The sequence below is a fragment of the Curtobacterium flaccumfaciens genome, assembly GCF_051548005.1.
GTDB lineage: Bacteria > Actinomycetota > Actinomycetes > Actinomycetales > Microbacteriaceae > Curtobacterium.
This window is the reverse complement of sequence record NZ_JBPUGH010000003.1, coordinates 11,672-27,607: the sequence shown is the minus strand read 5'-3', so window position 1 is coordinate 27,607 and position 15,936 is coordinate 11,672. Positions and strand designations below refer to the sequence as shown.

Sequence of the window (15,936 nt, the reverse complement as noted above, 5' to 3'; positions counted from 1 at the left end):
TCCAGGCCGGTACCGTGCACGCATGACCCTCGTCATCGCCCACCGTGGCGCGTCCGGACACCGTCCCGAGCATTCGCGCAGCGCCTACGAGCTCGCGATCGCGATGGGCTGCGACGCGATCGAACCGGACCTCGTCCCGTCGCGGGACGGCGTCCTCGTGCTGCGCCACGAGAACGAGATCTCGGGGACCACCGACGTCGCCGACCACCGCGAGTTCGCCGACCGCCGGACGACGAAGACGGTCGACGGGCAGACGCTGAGCGGCTGGTTCACCGAGGACTTCACGTGGGCGGAGCTGCAGACGTTGCGGACCCGGGAGCGCCTGCCCGCCCTGCGGCCCGCGTCGGCGTCGCACGACGGCGAGGACCCGATCCTGCGGCTGGAGGACCTCCTGGCGATCCTCGACGACGCCCCGCGGCCGGTGGGCCTCGTCGCCGAGGTCAAGCACGCCACGTACTTCGAGCAGGCCGGGTTCCCGATGGGCGCGCTGCTCGACGAGGTGCTCGGTGTGGCCGGGTGGCGACAGGACGAGCGGCTCACGGTCGAGAGCTTCGAGAAGGGCGTGCTCCGCGACCTCCGCCCGCGTCGCACGGGTGGTCGGCTCGTGTACCTCCAGGAGGCACGGGGCAGCGCCGCCGACGAGGTCGCGTCCCACGGGTCGCTGGCTCCGTCCTACGCGTCCGAGCGGTCGGACGAGGCACTCGCGGAGCTCGCGACCGAGTTCCACGGGATCAGCGTCGACCTGAAGACGCTGATGGCGGGGGTCGACACCCGCGCGGTGGACGACCGCGCCCCGGTCCGCAGCTCCATCGTCGACCGCGCGCACGACGCCGGGCTCGACGTGTTCACGTGGACCCTGCGGCCGGAGAACCGCTTCCTGCCGGCGCCGCTCAGGCGAGGCGGGGACGTCGCGGCGCACGGCGACTGGGAGCGGTGGTTCACGTCGGTCGTCCGGACGGGCGTCGACGGCGTGTTCGCGGACCACACGGACCTCGCGGTCGCGGCCCGTTCGGCTGTCGGAGGCCCCGCCTAGACTGTCCGGGACATGACGATCGTGCTGGACCCATTCGACTCGTCCCCTGAGCAGGGTGGCGGGGCCGCTGCCTACGAGGACCCGTTCACCGCGGGTCTGAACCCCCAGCAGAAGGAAGCCGTGGAGTACCGCGGCGAGTCGCTCCTGATCGTGGCCGGTGCCGGCTCGGGCAAGACGAGCGTGCTGACGCGGCGCATCGCACTGCTGCTCGCCAACCGTGAAGCCTGGCCGTCCCAGATCCTGGCGATCACGTTCACGAACAAGGCCGCCGCCGAGATGCGCGAGCGGGTGCGGGCCCTCGTCGGCAACGAGGCCGAGGGCATGTGGATCTCGACGTTCCACTCCGCGTGCGTCCGGATCCTGCGGCGTGAGGCCGAGCGGTTCGGGTTCTCGCAGTCGTTCACGATCTACGACTCCGCCGACTCCCGCGCGCTCCTCAAGCGGATCATCAAGGAGTACGAGGCCGATCAGCTCGGGCTCACCGTCGGGGCGGCGTCGTCGAAGATCTCGAAGCTCAAGAACGAGCTGCAGGACATTGACACCTACGTCCGGAACATCAACGCGAACGACCCGCAAGAGGTCATGTTCGCCCAGGTCTTCCGTCGGTACACGGACGAGCTCCGTCGCGCGAACGCCTTCGACTTCGACGACCTCATCGGGCAGACGGTGTTCCTGTTCCGCGCGTTCCCGGACGTCGCGGCGCTGTACCAACGGCGGTTCCGGTTCATCCTCGTCGACGAGTACCAGGACACCAACCACGCGCAGTACGCCCTGATCCGTGAACTCACGCGTCCGGTGCCGGTCGAGCAGGTCGACGCGCTCGAGGACGCCGGTCAGCACGTCGAACGGATGCGGGAGCGCGACGGGTCGATCGCCCCCGCGTCGCTCACGGTCGTCGGTGACTCCGACCAGTCGATCTACGCCTTCCGCGGGGCCGACATCCGCAACATCGTCGAGTTCGAGCGGGACTTCCCGAACTCGAAGGTCATCCTGCTCGAGCAGAACTACCGCTCGACGCAGAACATCCTCGACGCCGCGAACGCCGTCATCGCGAACAACTTCGACCGGCAGGCGAAGAACCTGTTCACCGACGTCGGCGCCGGCGACAAGATCGTCGGCTTCACCGGGTACACCGGCCACGACGAGGCCCAGTTCGTGGCGGACGAGGTCCAGCGGCTGCACGAGGGCGGCACGGCCTACCGCGACATGGCGGTCTTCTACCGGACGAACTCGCAGACGCGTGCGCTCGAGGAGATCTTCATCCGGGCGGCGATCCCGTACCGGGTGCTCGGCGGCACGAAGTTCTACGAGCGCGCCGAGATCAAGGACGCGATGGCGTACCTGATCACGATCGCGAACCCGGCCGACCCGATGGCGCTCCGCCGCATCCTCAACGTCCCGAAGCGCGGCATCGGAGCGGTCACCGAGACGACCCTGCAGCGCTACGCCGACGAGCACGAGACGACCATGCGCGACGCCCTCCGGCACGCGGACGAGCTCGGCTTCGGTCCGAAGGTGCGGAACGCGATCACCGCGTTCGCGGCACTGCTCGACGAGGTCTCCGCGAAGGCGCAGGACCAGCCGGTCGTCGACACGCTGACGCAGCTGCTCGACGGCTCCGGGCTGCTCGAGAACCTGCGGAAGTCGCCGGACGCGCAGGACGCCGCGCGCGCGGACAACATCGACGAGCTCGTCGCGGTGACGCGCGAGTTCCAGAAGAACAACCCGGACGGCACGCTGTCCGACTTCCTCACCGAGGTGTCCCTCGTCGCGGCGGCGGACGAGCTCGACGACTCCTCCGGAACGGTGTCCCTGATGACGCTGCACACGGCGAAGGGCCTCGAGTACGACGCGGTGTTCCTCACCGGTGTCGAGGAAGACCTGCTCCCGCACCGGATGTCGGCGAACGAGCCGGGCGGTCCGGCAGAGGAACGCCGGCTGTTCTACGTGGGTATCACCCGCGCGAAGAAGTCCCTCTTCCTCTCGCTCGCGATGACCCGCGCGCAGTTCGGTGACGTCAACGTGGCGATGCCCTCCCGCTTCCTCCAGGAGATCCCCGAGGGTCTCATCGAGTGGAAGCAGTCGCCCGGTATGGCGAACAGCCGCGGTGGCACCGAGCCCCGCGCGCTGAACGCCCGACGCGGTGGCTTCGGCGGCGCTGGCGGTGCCGGTGGCGCGGGCGGTGGCGGTGGCTACCGGGGCGGCGGCGGTTGGGGTGGTGGCTCCTACGACCGGGCCGCTGCCGCGGCGAAGACCCGCCCGAAGACCGAGTGGGCGAACCGGGTGTCCGGGCAGGTCCGCGACAACGGTGACCTCGAGCTGGCAGCTGGCGATCGCATCAAGCACGTCGACTTCGGTGAGGGCACGGTGTCGGCGGTCACAGGCCAGGGTGCCAAACGGATCGCTGAGATCGCGTTCGACTCTGCCGGGCGGAAGAAGCTGCTCATCAAGATCGCCCCGATCGAGAAGCTCTAGCGGGCCCGGAACGGGACGTCCCGCGGCGGGATCCCGCTAAGGCTGCAAGCGGGCGGCGTCCCAGCTCTCCGGCGTCCGGACGTACTGCAGCCGCCGGTGCATCCGGTCGCGGCTGCCGTGCCAGAACTCCACGATCTCGGGTTCGAGCCGCCAGGCCACCCAGCCCTCCGGACGGGGCACGTCGTCGTCCGTGTCCGACAGCAGCACGTTCGCGTCGTCGATGAGGTCCTGCAGCGTCCGCGGTTCGAGGACGTCCGACTGGTCGGCGATCGCGGTCGCGGCGCGGGACTTCGGCGACCGGTCGGCGAACAGGGCGTCGGACGCTTCGTCGGAGAGCTGCACGGCCCGGCCCTCGAACCGGAGTTGCTGCATGGTCTCGCGCCAGTACACCTGGAGCGCCGCGTGCGGGTTCTCGGCGAGCTGCCGACCCTTGGGGCTCAGCGTGGAGGTGCCGAACACGAGCCCGTCGTCCTCGAGGCGCTTCACGTCGACCGTCCGCGCGGACACCCGGCCGTCGGCGCCCGCGGTGGCGAGGGTCATCGACATCGGCTCGGACACGTCGCGCTCGTCGGCGTCGTGGAGCCACTGCCGGGCGAGGTCGATCGGGGACGCGGGCGGCGCGTCGAACTCGGGCAGGTGCAGGGAGTCGTCACCGGACAACGAAGCGGACATGACCCCAGCCAACCGCGCTCAGTCCGCCCACGTCCAGGTCGCCGGGGGACGCCCGCCCCGCGTGCTCGCCGTCGCAGGGACGGTGGCACGGATGAGCGCCGGGTTCGTGCGGAGGGAGCGGTTTAGGTTGCCCGCGTCCGGTGCGCTGCCGTGCAGCGCCGCGTGTAGCTGCGCCGCCGCCGAGGTCGGGAAGACCTCGCCGAGCAGCGCGCGCGTCAACGGGACGTCGCGCCACAGTCGCGTGCGCACCTGGTCGACGGCGGCTGCGACGATCGTGTCGTGGTCGAACGGGAGGCCCGGCTCGGCTCCGTCGACCGGCCGCCACACCGCGGGCGCTCCGTCGACCGGCTTCCACGCCGCGGGCGCTCCGTCGACCGGCCGCCACAGCTCGGGCGCTCCGTCCACAGCCGGGGCCACGACCGCCAGGAACGCGATGCTGATCGCGGCGTCCCGCGGGTCGCGCGACGGTCCGTCGAACGCGCCGACCTGCGCGAGGTGCCGGACCGCAGCCGCCTCGATCCCGGTCTTGGTCCGCAGTGCGCGTCCTGCGCCGTCGACGAGGCGTTCCGCAGCGTCCAGGAGCACGCCGGGCAGTGCCTCCCGGCCGGCGAAGGGGGCGTACGGCCGACGCGCGGTCGCGACCCGTAGACCGTCCGCCGTCGTGAACGACATCGGGACGACGTCGATCGCGATGAGCGGCTGGTCGCGGGCCGCGGTGGCGGCGTCGGTCACGCGTCCGCTCGGCGGGCGGCGCGGGCGGCCCGTTCCGCGCGGAGGGTGGCCCGGACGTCCGCGAACGACTGCAGGACCGTGAACCGGCCGTCGACCCAGACGGTCTGGAGGAGGCTCGTGGCTTCGTCCTCCGCGCTCGCCTCGTCGGTCTGCCGGATCTCTCCGTCCGCATCGCGGTGCAGCGCGATCCGTCCCTTCGCGCTCTTCTTGCCGCTGCCGGTCTTCGGGTCCTTCTGGATGTCGACCGGCTCCCCGTCGACGAGTGCCCAGGTCGCCTTCACCGCGCTCCCGAGGTTGTCGCGGGTCATGTACTGGTACGTGTACGACCCGATCCCGAGCACGATGTTGTCGCTCGCGTAGCCCTTGGCGGCGAGGCGTTCGTAGATGCGACGGGCGCGGTCGAGGGTGATGCTGTCGCCGTAGATCACGCCGATGTGCTGGTCGAGGACCTTGAAGCCCTGCTCGTTCACGGTGTGGCCGAACAGCTCGTCGAGGAGCTCGACGACGCCCTTCTCCTCGTGGCTCCGACCGGGGCGGAAGAGCTCGTCCTCGGGGACGCCGTGCACGGTGCCCGTGACGATGTCCACCGGGTCGCCCGAGTCCGGGCGGATGACGAGCTTGCCGTCACGTGCGGTGATGCGGTCCTTGAGCCGCGGGAGCGTCTCGGTGATCACCTTGAACAGGTCGAAGCCGTCGCTCACCGCGGAGACGATGCCGGTCGGGTAGACGTCGAGGATCTGCTCGAAGGTCTCGAGCTCGCCGTCGGCACCGCGCACGCACATGACGCTGTGCTCGGTCGCCGGGACGCTCGCGCCGACCCAGCCGTTGTCGCCGGGGTAGTAGCGGTCGATGAAGTCCAGCGACGGCATCGAGTCGGTGCCGAGGAACGAGAGGAGGTGCCCGGCGCCGGCAGCGGCCGCCGACTCGATGCTCGACTGCCCCCGGAAGGAGAAGTCGTGCGCGGCGAAGTCGATGCTCGCCGGGTCCGCACCGGTGCGCGCTGCCCAGTCCTCCATGAGGTCGCGGTACTCGAGCGCCTTCGTCGCGACGGTGGACGGGTGCCAGATCGACGACGACAGCGCGGTCTCGATGTAGTTCGGCAGCCAGAAGAACTCGTCGACGGTGTTCTCGATGGTCAGGGTGGCGACGCCGATCGGCGCGAGGGTGCCCTCCGGGAGCGCCTTGACGTCGAGCGGCAGGTACCCGAGCCGGTGCAGCGCTCGGACGTGGTCGGTGCCGATGTGGTTCGGGCCGAAGTAGCCCTGGAGCGCCTGCTCGAACAGGTCGGCGACCTCGTCCTCGTCGGCGGCGAAGAACGGCGCCCAGGCCTCGACGAGGTGGCGCTGGATGAACGCCTGCAGACCGAACACCACGGCGTGCGTCGACTCCGGCATGTGGCTGTTCGACCGGTTCGTCCAGTTGATCAGGATCCGTGTCGTGCCGGCCGGGTAGACCTGGCGGTGCGAGTGCTTGTAGCCGTCGACTGCGAGGAGTGGCGCGATCGGGCTCGCGGTGGTGATGCGGGGCTCGAGGCCCGTCGTCGTGACGGTGCTGGCGGTGTTCGTCATCGGATCTCCTTCGTGAGGTACGGGCTGAGCGGGACGGTGCGGAGGCCGGGGACGTCCTGCTGTGCGGGGTAGCTGTCGGTCGTGACGATCTCGCCGAAGTGGTCGGCGAGCTGCGGGGCGCGGCCGGAGAAGACGCCGTGCGAGACCCAGAGGCCGAGACGTTCCTTCGGGAGGCCGGTCGACCCGGCGAGGCCCATGAAGGTCCCGCCGCCGTCGCAGATGTCGTCGACGACGAGCAGGCGACCGGTCTCCGGCAGTGGCTCGCAGGAGAACCCGTCGAGCTTCCCGGTGTCGGGGTTGCGGTGCTTCTCGGCGCGGAAGAGCGGCAGGCCCGCTGCCTCGGCGACCGCCGAGGCTCGCGCGACCGCGCCCTTGTCCGGGGCGATGACACCGCTGTAGTCGGATCCGGCGAGCACGGCGTCGCGCACGACCTGCTCGCTCATGACCACCGTGAGTCCCTCGACCAGTCCGACGATGACCGGCGAGTGCGGGTCGAACGCGATCACCTGGTCGATGCGGAAGCCGTTGAGGACGTCGGCGTAGACCTTCGCGCCGAACGGGAGGCCGCGGTCCTGCCGCGCGCCGGGGAGGTACGGGACGAGCGCGACGGACCGCGCGCCCCGCTGCCGGACGGCGTCCGCCCACATGCCGAGCATGAGGAGGTCGTCACCGCTCGTGCCGCGCAGGGTCGCGATCTCAGTGGTCGCACCCGCGTCGGCGTCGTCCACGACCTTGACGTGCGCCTCACCCGCGGGGAACCGCATGGTGGAGAACGTCGGTGTCGTCGGTGTGCCCTGAGCGTTCCAGGTGCTGAGTTCGACTGCCATGACCCGACCGTACCATGGTAATTGTCGCAATGACAATTACTTGGGCCTCAGTGCCACGAGGATCGCTCGGTCACGGCACGGGGACCTGCACCGAGACGAGCTCTCCGTCTCCGAGGTGCACGATCGCCGACCCCGGCTGCACCCGGTCGACCACGGAGCTCCGGGGCAGGCGCATGCCGAGCAGGTCGCCCTCCGTGATCGCCTGCGGGCTGAGGAGCGCGCCCGAACGAGCTCGCTTCATGTCGACCTGCCAGCCTGTGAACCCGACCCCGAACTCGGCGGTCAGCCCCGCTGCGACGATCGCCTGACCGCTGTCCGCCGCGCGCTTCACGAAGCCCTGCAGCCACGTCTTCGCCGGTGCGTCCTTGACGAGTTCGGCGTCGTCGATGACGAGGACGCGTCGGCCGGGCTGGTCGTCGAACCACGGCGCGAGGAGGTCGTCCGTGAGGTCCGCGCCCTCGTGCGCGGCGAGCACGCCCGGTTCCGAGGCGAGGGCTCGCAGCGGTGACTGCCTCGGCGTGACGAGCACGACCTGGCCGCCGGACCGCAGGACCGACCGGGTCATCGACAGGAGCACCGAGCTCCGGCCGGACTTCGCCGGACCGCCGATCGCGAACGAACCGGCCCGCGCGAGGTCCGGGCCGATCGCGGCGAGGTCGTCGCCCCCGATGCCGACGAGCCCGAAGAGGTCGGCGTCGTCGTTCCGCATCTCCCATGCACGGTCGAACGGCACGGGGCCGCTGAGCTGGTCGACCCGGAACGGTCGACGGGAGCGCTCGACGCCGGCGTCCCGCCCGGTCGCGAAGGTCGCCAGCGCCGTGATGGCGGCGGCCTGCGCCTGACCCGTCCCGGCCGCGGCGAGCAGGGCGATCTGCGTCTCGACGGCGGTCTCCGAGGTGAAGGCCCGACCGTCCGGGATCTGCTCCGGCAGCTTCCGCGGGTTCAGCGCCGCGAGGCCGTAGTCGCCCCGGTCGGAGAGGCGCAGCACGAGCTTGTCCTCCACCAGGGTGGCCATCCGGCTCGACAGGAGTTGCCGGTCGCCCGTCACCACCAGGTGGATGCCCACGCTGGCCCCTTCGCGGAGCATCGTCATGACCTGGTCGGTCGGGGCGCCGTGGTCGAGTTCGCCGAGCGACCCGACGAACCCCTCCCACCGGTCGAGCATGAACACGATGTGCGGCAGACGGTCGGCCGGCGAGACCGCCGCGGCGCGCTGCTCGACGATGCTCGCGAACCCGCCGTCGGCGAGGACCTGCTGGCGACGGGCGAGCTCCTGCGTCAGCTTGGCGAGGAGCCGCTGCGCCCGCTCGGTCTGCACGCGCTGGACGACCGCACCGGCGTGCGGGAGTGCCTGGACCGGCAGGAGCGCACCGTTCCCACAGTCCAACGCGTACACGTGCACGTCGGCAGCCGAGGTGTTGCGGGCGATGGCCGCCGCGATCGTCCGGAGCACCTGGGACCGCCCGCTGCGCGGTGCACCGACGACGTAGAGGTGGCCGTCGGTGTCGAGGTCGAGGCTGCGGACACGCTGAGCCTGTTCGCCCGGGAAGTCCTGGAGGGCGAACGGCAGCGGGTTCACGCGCGACGACGTCGTCGACGGCTCGTCGAGCTCCCAGGCGGAGTCGTTCACGTCCGTGAAGAGCAGGGTCTCGGGCAGAGCGTCGAGCCACGGACGGTACGGCTCCGGCCCACCGAGGGTCTCGGCAGCGCCCGCCACCGCGGCGACGAGCTCCTGCAGGTCCGTGCGGTCGTCGTCGGAGCGGTCCTCGGACTTCGGCGGAGCGGGCGGCGGGGTGCCGAGCGAGGACCAGGTCACCGAACCCGCCCACACCGGGCGCCGCCGGTTCGACGTCGTGCCCGGCCGACGGCCCCCGACCCGGCCGGACTGGAACGGCAGCAGGGCTCCGGCTCCGAGACGGATGTACCCGCGCCCGGGCGTGCTCTTCTGGATCTGCGCGGCGTCCCCGGCGTCGATGACGTCGGTGCTCTCGCTCGAGTCCGTCACGCGCAACGCGATCCGCAGGTTCGTGTTCGCCCGGATGTCGTTCGACACCACGCCCGTCGGCCGCTGCGTGGCGAGGATGAGGTGGATGCCGAGGGAACGCCCGCGCTGGGCGATGTTCACGAGGCCGGTGACGAAGTCGGGGAGCTCGCGGACCAGGCTGGCGAACTCGTCGATCACGATGAGCAGCCGCGGCATCGGGGGCAGCGGCTCACCCCGACCGAGGCGCTCGACGTAGTCCTCGATGTCCTTCGCCGCGGCCTCGGCGAGGAGGTGCTCGCGGCGGCGCAGCTCGGCTCCGAGGGACTCGAGCGCGCGCTCGACGAGGTGCGTGTCGAGGTCGGTGACCATGCCGACCGTGTGGGGGAGCGGCGCGAAGTCCCGGAAGGCGGCCCCGCCCTTGTAGTCGATGAGGACGAAGTTCATCCCCTCCGGCGTGTTCGTGGCCGCGAGCGAGGCGACGATCGTCTGCAGGAGCTCGGACTTGCCGGAACCGGTCGTCCCGGCGACGAGGCCGTGCGGGCCGTCCCGACGCAGGTCGAAGGCGAACGGTCCGTCGAGGCTCTCGCCGATGACGACCTCGGTCGTGCGGGGTCGGACTCCCCACTTGCCCGTGATCGCCCTCGCCGTGGGTGGCTCGAGCAGCATGACGTCGAGCAGGCGCGAAGACGTCGGGAGCCCACCCGCATCGCTCTCGTCGTCGGCGTCGACCATCGGCGCGATCGCACGGCTGACCGACTCGAACCAGCCGTCCGGCACCCGGTCGGGACGGACGTCGGTGATCGTCGCCTGCCGCTGGGCAGCCACCCGGATGCGTTTGGGACCCACCGTCACGACGACCGAGCACTCCTCGGGCAGCAGCCGGGACTCTTCCTCGATGCAGATCGCCCGCACACCGACTGCCGGGCCCTCCTTGAGGATGCGGATGAGCCCGGGCAGGGCCCGGAGCCGTCGGGCGCCGTCCAGCACGACGACCACGTCCGGCCCCGTGACGACCCGCGCCCCGGACTCCCGCAGCGCCCGCTGCCGCGAGTCGATCACCTGCCCCAGTTCGGCCACCCGTGAGCCGAGCGTCTCGGCGTCGTTGCCGATCGCGATGACGGCGTCCTGCCCGAAGCCCGGGCGGGCCTGCGGCACCCAGCGGAGCCACGCCCACTCGGCCGACGACTGCGCGTCCGTCAGCACCACGAACTGCGTGTCCCGGGGGCTCTGCAGCACGGCGAGCTGCGCGACGAGCCACGACGTCAGGTGCTTGGTGTGCTCCTCCCGCCCGGCGACACCGACGACACCGCTCTCGGCGAGGTCGACGACGACGGGGACGTCCTCGGCGAGCTTGTCCACCGCTCGTCGGTGCTCGAGCGCCGTGGGGTCCTCGAGCACCACACCGGACGGGACGTCCGCCGTCCCGACCCGCAGGGTCAGGTAGTCGGGGTCGGTCCGCCGACGCTCCCACAGGCGGGCGCGACGCCGCAGGGCGATGTCGAGCACCGTCGCCGGGTCGGGTGCGCTGGCACGGGACTCGCGCTGGTACCGGGCCACTGCCTCCAGGGCGTCCGCCTCGACCGCCTGCTTCGTCTCCTCGTACTCGGCCACCCGCTGCCGGTGCGTCTTCTTGCCGTTCCGACGGTCCCACCAGGCGTTGCCGAACATGATGATCGGCGACATGAGGCCGAAGGCCAGGTAGGCGACGTTGTGGAAGATCGAGATCATCACGGCCGCCATGCCGAGCGGCGCCAGCGCCGCGATGATCGGGATCGACCGCCGCGACTGCTGCCCCGGCGCGGCCGGCAGCTTGAAGACCGTCGGGGTCTCCTCCGGCAGCAGACGCGGCGGCCGCGTGTAGTCGAGGGTCCCGCCGCCCGGCGTCAGCGTGATCGCAGCACGGTCGGCATCGGGCACCGCGACCGACAGGAGCGTGTCGCCGATCGCGACGACGACCCCTGGTTCGACCGCGGTCTCGACGTCGACCTCCGACCCGTCGACGAGGACGCGTGAACCCTTCGTCGGGATGATCGTGAAGCGACGGTTGAGGTCGAGCCGCAGCACCGCCGCGTACTCCGGAGCCGTACGGTCCGGCAGGTGCACCGTCGCGTCCGGCGCCGACCCGACGTGCGCGATCCCGGCGTCGAGCACCACGACGGTGCCGGCGCCCGGGCCGCCGACGATGCGGACGCTGGGCAGGTCGGCCGGGAGGGGCAGGACCGGTGCGGGTGCGCCGAACGTCAGCCGAGCACCCTCGAGCAGGACACCGTCGCCGAGGCGGGCGTGCGGGGTCGTCGGTACCGCGTCGACCGCCACCTCGACGATGGACTCGGCGCTCAGGCCGAACCGGCGGGCGACGATCTCGACGACCTCGCCGAGGACGGTGTCCTCGTCGCACTCCACCACGAAGTCGGCGGAGGCGTCGGTCAGCAGGTGGGTCGCGGTGAACGTCAGGCGCACGCGGCACCTGCCACGTGGTGGGTCGTGGTCGTCGCGGAACACCCCGTCGAGGCCCCCCGCAGCGTCGTGCTGCCGCTCATGGATCGATTCTCGCAGGTTCCTGCGGCGCGCAGGTCGGGTTGCGTCCGGTCTGTGGACGGGCGGGCGGACTGGAGGCGCGGTGCAGGGGAGCTGGTCGGCTCACGTCGCTCCGCGGATGCGTTCGACGAAGGCTTCCAGCGACGTCGCAGCGGCAGCGAAGGCCGCAGGGTGATCGCCGATCCCGGTGACGGTGATGGTCGAGGAGCCCGAGCGGAACTGCCAGCGACGGGCGACCACAGCCCCTGTCGCGTCCAGGAACGGCCAGGTCTCGGCCGCTTCGCCCCACCGGGTACCTGTGCCGGTACGGAGACCGTCGGCTGGAGCGCGACCGGGACCGACGAGCAGCTCGTCGGTCGTGGTGACCGCGACGGTGGTCGTGTCGGTGATCGAAGTGACCGTTGGCCGGAACACGGCGAGCCGCAGGTCAGGTGCGCTCATCCTGCAGAGCGCCTCGAGCGACCCCGCGGTCGCGACCACCTCCACCGTCTTGAAGGGGCGGATGTACCAGGGGACGAGCCGGTAGGTGGCCGAGTTCGCCCAGCGCTTCGGTTTCCCACGGACGTCCTGCGGGAGCGGGACGACGAGCCAGTCCTCGCCCGCGAGGCCCTCGAGGTCGGGGAGTACGGTGCCGGATCGACTCGCGTTCATGTGGATGTAGGACTCCGTTCTTCGTTCATCTGGTGTGGGTCGGCCGTCACGAGGAGGCGAATGTGCGTTCTCATCGCGAGCGTCGTGACCAGATCAGTCTCAGGAGTCCCTGCGCGATCAGTACCAACGAGAGGACGAACAGGATGTTGATGCACGTCGGGTACCACCCCGGCCTCGTCTCAGTGATGCCGAAGGCTTGCAGGAACAAGTAGCAGGCGACGAGAACTCCAGATCCTCGCCCGCCGATACCGTCGCTCATCGCAAGCGGTGTCGGCGTGATCGAGATGCAGATGAAGGCAAGGACTGCGCCGAGGACGCATGCGGCAAGCGACAGGTTCCTGACCCGCTCGAGGGGGCTCTGTGGACCGTTGCGGAACGCCCGAGCGACCAAGTCCGAAGTCGCTGCGATCCCGAGAGTGACGGCGAAGACACTGACCAGGGCGACGATGCCGATGCCGGCGTAGAGGACCCCGATCCCCGGACCGATCAGCAGTGCGTCGAGCGCAACGATGAGGCGATGCGACGCCGGTACGACCATCAGGAGCAGTCCGACCGCCAGCGCAAGGTGGACGACGAGGACGAACGCGGCCCATCGAAGCACGGTCCGCCCGGAAGGTTGTGGGCCGAGGAGCGCGTTGACGAAGTGGCACATCACGAGCGAGCAGTAGAGGACGTCGAGCGGCCACGTATCGGGCCGCGCAGGGACATCGCGATGCGTGATGATCCATGCCGACCCCGCGCTCCAGCCGATGATGATGGCCGACAATGCTATGCAGATGCGGATCCGCGCGGGAACGTGGACCCTGTCCACCGCCAGCAGGAGCCCCGTCAGTAGGCGAGGTTCAGCTCCGCTCGGCGCCGTCATCGCCCGTCCTCGGACCGAGAGGACCGACTGCCAGCGGTCGTCTTCACTCGTCGCTCCGAGCATGGGGCTCATCGCCGACCCCGCGAGGTTTGTCACTGATGTCGAGCACGAAGCGATCAATCTCGGGCACCGCGATGTCAGCATCTGCTTCATCGGGGATGATCCCTGTCACGAGGCAGACGCGGTCTCGGGCGTCTTCCTGGTAGGACAGGACCCACCGCACGGAGACCATCGTCGGCGTCCGACGAAGGAAGCCGCCTGTGGCGGGTTTGTGTCGTAGGAGGACCCGCGTGCCCGGTCCGAGCTTCGTTCTTGTGCCGGAGATCGCCGGGTCGCTGAGCAGACGGCCGGAACGGCGTTCATCCCAAGCATCCTTGACGATGCGCTCGAGGCTGCTCTCGTCGTCGATGAGGTGCACCGAGGCGAAGGCCAGGACCCGGATCGTCGGCGCGATCGATGTCAGGACGGCGAAGTCTGGTGCCCCCACCTGGGCCTGGTACTGGGCGAGTTCCGTGAGGCGCCTGCGGAGCTGTTCGCCCTCCCGCGCCTTGAGTGGCTTGCGGGCATCCATCTCGAGTCTCGTCGCCACCAGCGCGGCCTCGTGTTCCGGTGATCCCGGCGGGATGAAGGACCAAGCCGGACTCGTGTGGAAGTAGATCGTCACGTCGCTGTTCCTTCGACAGGCGGCGCTCCGCTTGCCCACCAGGATGGTAACCGAAGGTACCCGCTGCCCGAGATGAGCGACCGTCGACGGTACGACGCCCACATCACGGTCGGCGCTGCGAAGAGGATCGCGGCTGAGATCGCGACGAGGTCCCAGCGGGTGGCGCGACCGGCGATGACGGCAACGAGAAGACAGACGACCGCCAAGACGGCGAGCAGGAGCGCTCTCCCGCCCAGGCGGAAATCCTGCGGACGGATCGGCCGGATCCTGCCGACGCCGATCCGCACGGAGGATTCGACCCAGCTGATCCGTGCAATGGCAGCCACGTTGACCAGAGCAGCCAAGAGGCACAATGCGGCAGCCCACTCGTACCCCGCGCCGGCCGGGACAGAAGCGGCGATGCAGGGGAAGAGGACGCCTCCGGCGAGTGGAGTCACGCGAGCAACGCAAAGGTCGTTCTGTTCCGCAAGGGAGCGCTTCGGTTCCTCGACGTGCGTCAGGAGACCGAGCGCAACATCTGGTGAGTCTCGCTGGTCTGACCCGATCTTCGTGAGGATTCCGATCGCATGAAAGACGTTGCGCAGTCCTTCGGCTCCATCCGGGTACCACAGAGCAGCGCTGAGCTGGAGCCGCACGGTGCCGGTGCCGTCGATGAGGAGCGCGGCACCGCCGTTTTGATCCGAGAAGATGACGGTGGAGATCGCTTTGGGTCCCGATGTCGACCGAGCAGTCTCCAGGCGGTGCCACAACCCTTGTCCGTCGGTGATTACGAGTAGGCCGCGGTCATCGACTGCGAGGGAGGCGTTCTCCGCGAACCACCTCGGCCCGGAGGGCTTCACCTCGACGTCGAAGGTGAACGCCGCTGTTCTGACTCGCTTCCGGCCTTGCACAACACTTGCGGTCGCTGCAACGGTGGCGAGAGACGTCGTGATCTGAGGCAGAGTCCACAAAGCCTCGGGCAGAACGTGTGCGAATGCCGCCACGAGTAATGCAACCATGACGGACACTGGGAGGAGTGCGCCGCTTGCGAGGAGCAAGAGCCGCATCGCCCGCTCCGACCGGCTGGCCGCCGATTTCGGAAGCGGGCGGATGACTTTGGTGTGCTGATCGATCATCTCGACCGGGGACCCCGTGCGGTACTGATCGACGAGGGCGGACAGCCCGCTCGACCGCAGAGCGACCTCAAGGGTGGTCGGTACTGGGGGCGCCATCCACCAGGGATCGATCGGGATGACGTACGACTTGCCGAGGTCGTCTCGGATGGCGATCGCACCGTTCCCGGGTTTGGGGAGGATCTTTCGAGGTACCTCCATCCGATCCAGAACTCGGGCAGCGACGACCTTCCCCGTGAGCGGGATCGTGCCGTCTGTGATCTGTGCCACCAGGCGGCCGTCGGCGAGCAGGAGAGCTTCGTACTGTCCTCTGGCCGAACGGCGATCACTGAGGAGGGCTGCGTGAGCGATCGTCTCAGACATCGTCTTCCATGCGGAGCGTGGCCGCGGCCAGGTCGACGATCTCGGCGACGTAGTCCGCGATCACGAGGAACAGCGTATGTGACGAGAGCACGAGCAGATGGGTGCCTCGGCTCCAGGACCACAACACCTCATCGACGACGACCGGGAGTTCGCCGTCGCGCGTACGGGTCGTGCGGCCGCGCAAGCGGCGCGCCGGGCCTGACTCGGTTTCTCGGTACTCCTCGTCGAATGCGGCGTCAGCGCGGTCCTCGCGGAGTTGATGACGCACTCCTCCGGGCGTTTCACCTTCGAGGTTGACCCACCATGCTGCCATCTCTCCGACCGCGCGATCGGACAGGTGCACTGTCCAGCGAGCCTGCGCGTCGTCAGCCGCAGGCCGAGTGGAGCTGATCGTCGACACACCTGCTTGCGCGAGAGCGATCGGCAGCGAAGGAGACAGGAGAAGTTGCATC

12 protein-coding genes are annotated in these 15,936 nt (G+C 70.0%); 2 read left to right on the top strand and 10 right to left on the bottom strand.

Annotated features, from left to right (window positions below):
* Window positions 1-22 precede the first annotated feature (22 nt).
* On the top strand, window positions 23-1,033 hold the full coding sequence (locus tag ACSW7Y_RS00920; RefSeq protein ID WP_438124482.1) for a glycerophosphodiester phosphodiesterase family protein: 1,011 nt from the start codon (window positions 23-25) through the stop codon (window positions 1,031-1,033).
* Between the two features lie 12 nt (window positions 1,034-1,045).
* Window positions 1,046-3,508 carry an ATP-dependent helicase gene (locus tag ACSW7Y_RS00915; protein WP_438124481.1) on the top strand — a complete coding sequence of 821 codons (2,463 nt, stop codon included), beginning with the start codon at window positions 1,046-1,048 and terminating at the stop codon, window positions 3,506-3,508.
* 36 nt (window positions 3,509-3,544) lie between these two features.
* Here the strand turns inward: ACSW7Y_RS00915 and ACSW7Y_RS00910 are convergent, their stop codons facing one another.
* The 10 genes from ACSW7Y_RS00910 to ACSW7Y_RS00865 form a co-directional block, all read right to left on the bottom strand.
* Window positions 3,545-4,180: a pyridoxal 5'-phosphate synthase gene (locus ACSW7Y_RS00910; protein WP_438124480.1), complete on the bottom strand. Its 636-nt coding sequence runs from the start codon at window positions 4,178-4,180 to the stop codon at window positions 3,545-3,547.
* A gap of 18 nt (window positions 4,181-4,198) precedes the next feature.
* Complete coding sequence (locus ACSW7Y_RS00905; RefSeq protein ID WP_438124479.1) at window positions 4,199-4,912, bottom strand: NUDIX domain-containing protein; 714 nt, start codon at window positions 4,910-4,912, stop codon at window positions 4,199-4,201.
* Window positions 4,909-6,480, bottom strand: a complete 1,572-nt coding sequence (locus tag ACSW7Y_RS00900; RefSeq protein WP_438124478.1) for a nicotinate phosphoribosyltransferase — start codon at window positions 6,478-6,480, stop codon at window positions 4,909-4,911. Before ACSW7Y_RS00900 ends, ACSW7Y_RS00905 begins: the two co-directional genes overlap by 4 nt.
* Complete coding sequence (locus ACSW7Y_RS00895; protein WP_438124477.1) at window positions 6,477-7,307, bottom strand: ribose-phosphate pyrophosphokinase; 831 nt, start codon at window positions 7,305-7,307, stop codon at window positions 6,477-6,479. The genes ACSW7Y_RS00900 and ACSW7Y_RS00895 overlap by 4 nt, the downstream gene beginning before the upstream one ends.
* Before the next feature lie 70 nt (window positions 7,308-7,377).
* Window positions 7,378-11,751 (bottom strand): FtsK/SpoIIIE domain-containing protein, encoded by a 4,374-nt coding sequence (locus ACSW7Y_RS00890; protein ID WP_438124476.1) that lies wholly within the window; start codon window positions 11,749-11,751, stop codon window positions 7,378-7,380.
* Between the two features lie 180 nt (window positions 11,752-11,931).
* Entirely contained in the window at window positions 11,932-12,480 is a 549-nt protein-coding gene (locus ACSW7Y_RS00885) for a hypothetical protein (RefSeq protein ID WP_438124475.1), read from the bottom strand.
* A gap of 70 nt (window positions 12,481-12,550) precedes the next feature.
* Window positions 12,551-13,417, bottom strand: coding sequence for a hypothetical protein (locus ACSW7Y_RS00880; protein ID WP_438124474.1), 867 nt, complete (start codon window positions 13,415-13,417; stop codon window positions 12,551-12,553).
* On the bottom strand, window positions 13,389-14,009 hold the full coding sequence (locus ACSW7Y_RS00875; RefSeq protein ID WP_438124473.1) for a hypothetical protein: 621 nt from the start codon (window positions 14,007-14,009) through the stop codon (window positions 13,389-13,391). The genes ACSW7Y_RS00880 and ACSW7Y_RS00875 overlap by 29 nt, the downstream gene beginning before the upstream one ends.
* Window positions 14,006-15,484 carry a hypothetical protein gene (locus tag ACSW7Y_RS00870; protein ID WP_438124472.1) on the bottom strand — a complete coding sequence of 493 codons (1,479 nt, stop codon included), beginning with the start codon at window positions 15,482-15,484 and terminating at the stop codon, window positions 14,006-14,008. The genes ACSW7Y_RS00875 and ACSW7Y_RS00870 overlap by 4 nt, the downstream gene beginning before the upstream one ends.
* On the bottom strand, window positions 15,477-15,935 hold the full coding sequence (locus ACSW7Y_RS00865) for a hypothetical protein (protein WP_438124471.1): 459 nt from the start codon (window positions 15,933-15,935) through the stop codon (window positions 15,477-15,479). The genes ACSW7Y_RS00870 and ACSW7Y_RS00865 overlap by 8 nt, the downstream gene beginning before the upstream one ends.
* Window position 15,936 lies beyond the last annotated feature (1 nt).

Excerpts from the sequence above, each read along its gene's own strand:
- ACSW7Y_RS00920 (WP_438124482.1), top strand. The coding sequence starts at position 23 with ATGACCCTCGTCATCGCCCACCGTGGCGCGTCCGGACACCGTCCCGAG.
- ACSW7Y_RS00915 (WP_438124481.1), top strand. The coding sequence starts at position 1,046 with ATGACGATCGTGCTGGACCCATTCGACTCGTCCCCTGAGCAGGGTGGC.
- ACSW7Y_RS00910 (WP_438124480.1), bottom strand. The coding sequence starts at position 4,180 with ATGTCCGCTTCGTTGTCCGGTGACGACTCCCTGCACCTGCCCGAGTTC.
- ACSW7Y_RS00900 (WP_438124478.1), bottom strand. The coding sequence starts at position 6,480 with ATGACGAACACCGCCAGCACCGTCACGACGACGGGCCTCGAGCCCCGC.
- ACSW7Y_RS00895 (WP_438124477.1), bottom strand. The coding sequence starts at position 7,307 with ATGGCAGTCGAACTCAGCACCTGGAACGCTCAGGGCACACCGACGACA.
- ACSW7Y_RS00885 (WP_438124475.1), bottom strand. The coding sequence starts at position 12,480 with ATGAACGCGAGTCGATCCGGCACCGTACTCCCCGACCTCGAGGGCCTC.
- ACSW7Y_RS00880 (WP_438124474.1), bottom strand. The coding sequence starts at position 13,417 with ATGAGCCCCATGCTCGGAGCGACGAGTGAAGACGACCGCTGGCAGTCG.
- ACSW7Y_RS00870 (WP_438124472.1), bottom strand. The coding sequence starts at position 15,484 with ATGTCTGAGACGATCGCTCACGCAGCCCTCCTCAGTGATCGCCGTTCG.
- ACSW7Y_RS00865 (WP_438124471.1), bottom strand. The coding sequence starts at position 15,935 with ATGCAACTTCTCCTGTCTCCTTCGCTGCCGATCGCTCTCGCGCAAGCA.